The sequence below is a fragment of the Psychrobacter sp. 1176_08 genome (assembly GCF_052850615.1).
In genome coordinates this window covers 1-5477 of record NZ_VXCU01000018.1, presented here as the reverse complement: position 1 = coordinate 5477, position 5477 = coordinate 1, and the positions used below count along the sequence as shown (strand labels likewise).

General features: G+C 48.7%; 2 tRNA genes and 3 rRNA genes. All 5 read right to left on the bottom strand.

Annotated features, from left to right (window positions below):
- Window position 1: 1 nt before the first annotated feature.
- Window positions 2–115, bottom strand: a 5S ribosomal RNA gene (gene rrf / locus FW759_RS13945).
- A gap of 161 nt (window positions 116–276) precedes the next feature.
- Window positions 277–3131 (bottom strand): 23S ribosomal RNA (locus FW759_RS13940).
- Window positions 3132–3473: 342 nt separating this feature from the next.
- Window positions 3474–3549, bottom strand: a tRNA-Ala gene (locus FW759_RS13935).
- A 7-nt stretch (window positions 3550–3556) separates the two neighbouring features.
- Window positions 3557–3633: transfer RNA gene (locus FW759_RS13930), tRNA-Ile, on the bottom strand.
- A gap of 74 nt (window positions 3634–3707) precedes the next feature.
- Window positions 3708–5246, bottom strand: a 16S ribosomal RNA gene (locus tag FW759_RS13925).
- The 16S, 23S and 5S rRNA genes sit together here with 2 tRNA genes alongside, the layout of an rRNA operon.
- Window positions 5247–5477 lie beyond the last annotated feature (231 nt).

Below are 5477 nucleotides of genomic sequence, written 5' to 3'. Positions count from 1 at the left end.
GAGCTGACGATGACCTACTCTCACATGGGCGAACCACACTACCATTGGCGCTACGATGTTTCACTTCTGAGTTCGAGAAGGGATCAGGTGGTTCCATCGTGCTATTGTCGTCAGCAAAGGGGGTTAGATATGAGTCTGTTTGTGTGACTTTGATAAGTACCACATAACCTAACTGAATCAAGGTTAACGGTGATATCGAAATATTCTTTCTTATTCTAAAGCTTTCGCTTTACAAGATAGATTAATTAGACTTGATACAAACCACTTGGGTGTTGTATGGTCAAGCCAAACGAGCAATTAGTACAGGTTAGCTACACGCATCGCTGCGCTTCCACACCCTGCCTATCAACGTCCTAGTCTTGAACGGCTCTTTAGGGAAATCTAATCTTGAGGTGGGCTTCCCGCTTAGATGCTTTCAGCGGTTATCCCATCCGAACGTAGCTACCGGGCAATGCCACTGGCGTGACAACCCGAACACCAGAGGTTCGTCCACTCTGGTCCTCTCGTACTAGGAGCAGATCCTCTCAAATTTCCAACGCCCACGGTAGATAGGGACCGAACTGTCTCACGACGTTCTAAACCCAGCTCGCGTACCTCTTTAAATGGCGAACAGCCATACCCTTAGGACCTGCTTCAGCCCTAGGATGAGATGAGCCGACATCGAGGTGCCAAACACCGCCGTCGATATGAACTCTTGGGCGGTATCAGCCTGTTATCCCCAGAGTACCTTTTATCCGTTGAGCGATGGCCCTTCCATACAGAACCACCGGATCACTAAGACCTACTTTCGTACCTGCTCGACTTGTGGGTCTCGCAGTTAAGCGCGCTTTTGCCTTTATACTCTACGACCGATTTCCGACCGGTCTGAGCGCACCTTCGTACTCCTCCGTTACTCTTTAGGAGGAGACCGCCCCAGTCAAACTACCCACCATACATTGTCCTCGGTATTGTTATACCTGAGTTAGAACCCCAACATGACCAGGGTGGTATTTCAAGATTGGCTCCACCAAGACTAGCGTCTCGGCTTCAAAGCCTCCCACCTATCCTGCACAAGTCAGGTCAAAGTTCAATGTAAAGCTGTAGTAAAGGTTCACGGGGTCTTTCCGTCTAGCCGCGGGTACACAGCATCTTCACTGCGATTTCGATTTCACTGAGTCTCTGCTGGAGACAGCGCTGCCATCATTATGTCATTCGTGCAGGTCGGAACTTACCCGACAAGGAATTTCGCTACCTTAGGACCGTTATAGTTACGGCCGCCGTTTACTGGGGCTTCGATCAAGAGCTTCGCTTACGCTAACCCCATCAATTAACCTTCCAGCACCGGGCAGACATCACACCCTATACGTCCACTTTCGTGTTTGCAGAGTGCTGTGTTTTTAATAAACAGTTGCAGCAGCCTGGTATCTGCGACTGCCAATAGCTTACGGAGCAAGTCCTTCACCATCAGCAGCGTACCTTCTCCCGAAGTTACGGTACCATTTTGCCTAGTTCCTTCAGCAGAGTTCTCTCAAGCGCCTTGGTATTCTCTACCTGATCACCTGTGTCGGTTTAGGGTACGATTCGTTTATGACTATCGCTTAGAAGCTTTTCCTGGAAGCATGGTATTTGCCACTTCGCTGTACAAGTACAGCTTGCTATCAGATCTCGGTATATAATAGCCCGGATTTACCTAAGCTATAAACCTACATCCTTCCACCTGGACAACCATCGCCAGGCTGGCATAACCTTCTCCGTCCCTCCATCGCATCATAAACAAGTATCGGAATATTAACCGATTTCCCATCGACTACGCCTTTCGGCCTCGCCTTAGGGGTCGACTCACCCAGCCCCGATTAACGTTGGACTGGAACCCTTGATCTTCCGGCGTGCGAGCTTTTCACTCGCATTATCGTTACTCACGTCAGCATTCGCTCTTGTGATACCTCCAGCATGCTTTACAACACACCTTCACAGGCTTACACAACGCTCCCCTACCACTTGAAAACAAATTCAAATCCGCAGCTTCGGCTCCTAGTTTGAGCCCCGTTACATCTTCCGCGCGGGCCGACTCGACTAGTGAGCTATTACGCTTTCTTTAAAGGATGGCTGCTTCTAAGCCAACCTCCTAGCTGTCTATGCCTTCCCACCTCGTTTCCCACTTAACTAGGAATTTGGGGCCTTAGCTGGCGGTCTGGGTTGTTTCCCTCTCCACAATGGACGTTAGCACCCACTGTGTGTCTCCCGGATATCACTCATCGGTATTCGGAGTTTGCATCGGTTTGGTAAGTCGGTATGACCCCCTAGCCGAAACAGTGCTCTACCCCCAATGGTGTTCGTCCGAGGCGCTACCTAAATAGCTTTCGGGGAGAACCAGCTATCACCGAGTTTGATTAGCCTTTCACCCCTATCCACAAGTCATCCCCTGGCTTTTCAACGACAGTGGGTTCGGTCCTCCGGTGCCTGTTACGGCACTTTCAACCTGCTCATGGATAGATCACTCGGTTTCGGGTCTATACCCTGCAACTAGACGCCCTATTAAGACTCGGTTTCCCTACGGCTCCCCTAAACGGTTAACCTTGCTACAGAATATAAGTCGCTGACCCATTATACAAAAGGTACGCGGTCACCCAACAAGTGGGCTCCCACTGCTTGTACGCACACGGTTTCAGGTTCTATTTCACTCCCCTCACAGGGGTTCTTTTCGCCTTTCCCTCACGGTACTGGTTCACTATCGGTCAGTCAGGAGTATTTAGCCTTGGAGGATGGTCCCCCCATCTTCAAACAGGATTTCTCGTGCCCCGCTCTACTTAATATGTTAATGCTAATGTTTCGAATACAGGACTATCACCTACTACGGTCAGCTTTCCCACGCTGTTCTTCTACATTAGTACTAATCGGCTTCTCCCCGTTCGCTCGCCGCTACTAGGGGAATCTCAATTGATGTCTATTCCTAAGGGTACTGAGATGTTTCACTTCCCCTCGTTCGCTTCCTAATAAATTAGGATACCTAGCTTATGCTAGGTGGGTTTCCCCATTCAGAAATCTCCGGATCACAGGATATTGCCGCCTCCCCGAAGCTTATCGCAGGCTGTCACGTCTTTCATCGCCTCTGACTGCCAAGGCATCCACCATGTGCGCTTCATTACTTGACCATACAACCCCAAGTAGTCTTTCGACTAAGTAGTGTCATACACTCTAATTAATGATAACGATATCACCTATGTTTACGCTTGATTCAGTTCTCTTATTTCTTTTTAGCAATCAACCCCTGGGATAACAACTGATGTCGTTAAAGAGTTGATTACTAAGGTTAAGATGTGCGCGTGAACACGCTCATCCTAACCCAGACTCATATCTATGTTTTTAAATAGTCTCTATGCTCTCGTCGAGTCATAAATTTCCGTATAAAACAGAAAGAAGTAATCTTATTAAAATCACTTATTTCTATTTGATACCTATTTTATTTATTCGCACTCTAAGCTTAACTAAAGTAGTGGTGGAGCCAAACGGAGTCGAACCGTTGACCTCCTGCGTGCAAGGCAGGCGCTCTACCAACTGAGCTATGGCCCCATATAAATGGTGGGTCTAAGTGGACTTGAACCACTGACCCCCGCGTTATCAACACGGTGCTCTAACCAGCTGAGCTACAGACCCAATACGTTCGCTAAAACGTAAGCTTAAACTAAAGAACAACTTGTTGTGAATTCTTGCTGACCGAATGCTGTCTATAAGGAGGTGATCCAGCCGCAGGTTCCCCTACGGCTACCTTGTTACGACTTCACCCCAGTCATCAACCACACCGTGGTGATCGCCTTCCTTACGGTTAGGCTAACCACTTCTGGTGCAATCAACTCCCATGGTGTGACGGGCGGTGTGTACAAGGCCCGGGAACGTATTCACCGCGGCATTCTGATCCGCGATTACTAGCGATTCCTACTTCATGGAGTCGAGTTGCAGACTCCAATCTGGACTACGATAGGCTTTTTGAGATTCGCATCACATCGCTGTGTAGCTGCCCTCTGTACCTACCATTGTAGCACGTGTGTAGCCCTGGTCGTAAGGGCCATGATGACTTGACGTCGTCCCCGCCTTCCTCCAGTTTGTCACTGGCAGTATCCTTAGAGTTCCCGGCTTAACCCGCTGGTAACTAAGGACAAGGGTTGCGCTCGTTGCGGGACTTAACCCAACATCTCACGACACGAGCTGACGACAGCCATGCAGCACCTGTATTCTAATTCCCGAAGGCACTCCCGCATCTCTGCAGGATTCTAGATATGTCAAGACCAGGTAAGGTTCTTCGCGTTGCATCGAATTAAACCACATGCTCCACCGCTTGTGCGGGCCCCCGTCAATTCATTTGAGTTTTAACCTTGCGGCCGTACTCCCCAGGCGGTCTACTTATTGCGTTAGCTGCGTCACTAAGTCCTCAAGGGACCCAACGACTAGTAGACATCGTTTACGGCGTGGACTACCAGGGTATCTAATCCTGTTTGCTACCCACGCTTTCGAGCCTCAGTGTCAGTATGATGCCAGAAGGCTGCCTTCGCCATCGGTATTCCTCCAGATCTCTACGCATTTCACCGCTACACCTGGAATTCTACCTTCCTCTCACCTACTCTAGCCTGACAGTATCAGATGCAGTTCCCAGGTTAAGCCCGGGGATTTCACATCTGACTTATCAAGCCACCTACGCTCGCTTTACGCCCAGTAATTCCGATTAACGCTTGCACCCTCTGTATTACCGCGGCTGCTGGCACAGAGTTAGCCGGTGCTTATTCTGCAGCTAATGTCATCGTCTCCGGGTATTAACCGAAGAGTCTTCTTCACTGCTTAAAGTGCTTTACAACCAAAAGGCCTTCTTCACACACGCGGCATGGCTGGATCAGGGTTTCCCCCATTGTCCAATATTCCCCACTGCTGCCTCCCGTAGGAGTCCGGGCCGTGTCTCAGTCCCGGTGTGGCTGATCATCCTCTCAGACCAGCTACAGATCGTCGCCATGGTAGGCCTTTACCCCACCATCTAGCTAATCCGACTTAGGCTCATCTAATAGCGAGAGCAACAAGTTGCCCCCTTTCTCCCGTAGGTCGTATGCGGTATTAATTCGAGTTTCCCCGAGCTATCCCCCACTACTAGGTAGATTCCTAAGTATTACTCACCCGTCCGCCGCTCGTCATCTTCTAGCAAGCTAGAAATGTTACCGCTCGACTTGCATGTGTTAAGCCTGCCGCCAGCGTTCAATCTGAGCCATGATCAAACTCTTCAGTTTAATCTTGCTATGAAGCTCTTTAAAGAAGCTTCTAAACTTGGCTCATCTAATCTGGCAAAATCGCTAAAAATTATGTTCGTAATGAATTAACTTTGAGTTTTTCTGCTGTCTTAAATGATAATTTTTATAGTTAATAATCTTCCCGAAAAGAAAAGATAGTCAACTTTATTTTTTAGCATCCTGAATCAGCAAAAATCCACACAAGTTGTTCTTTAGTTATGCTTTTAAATA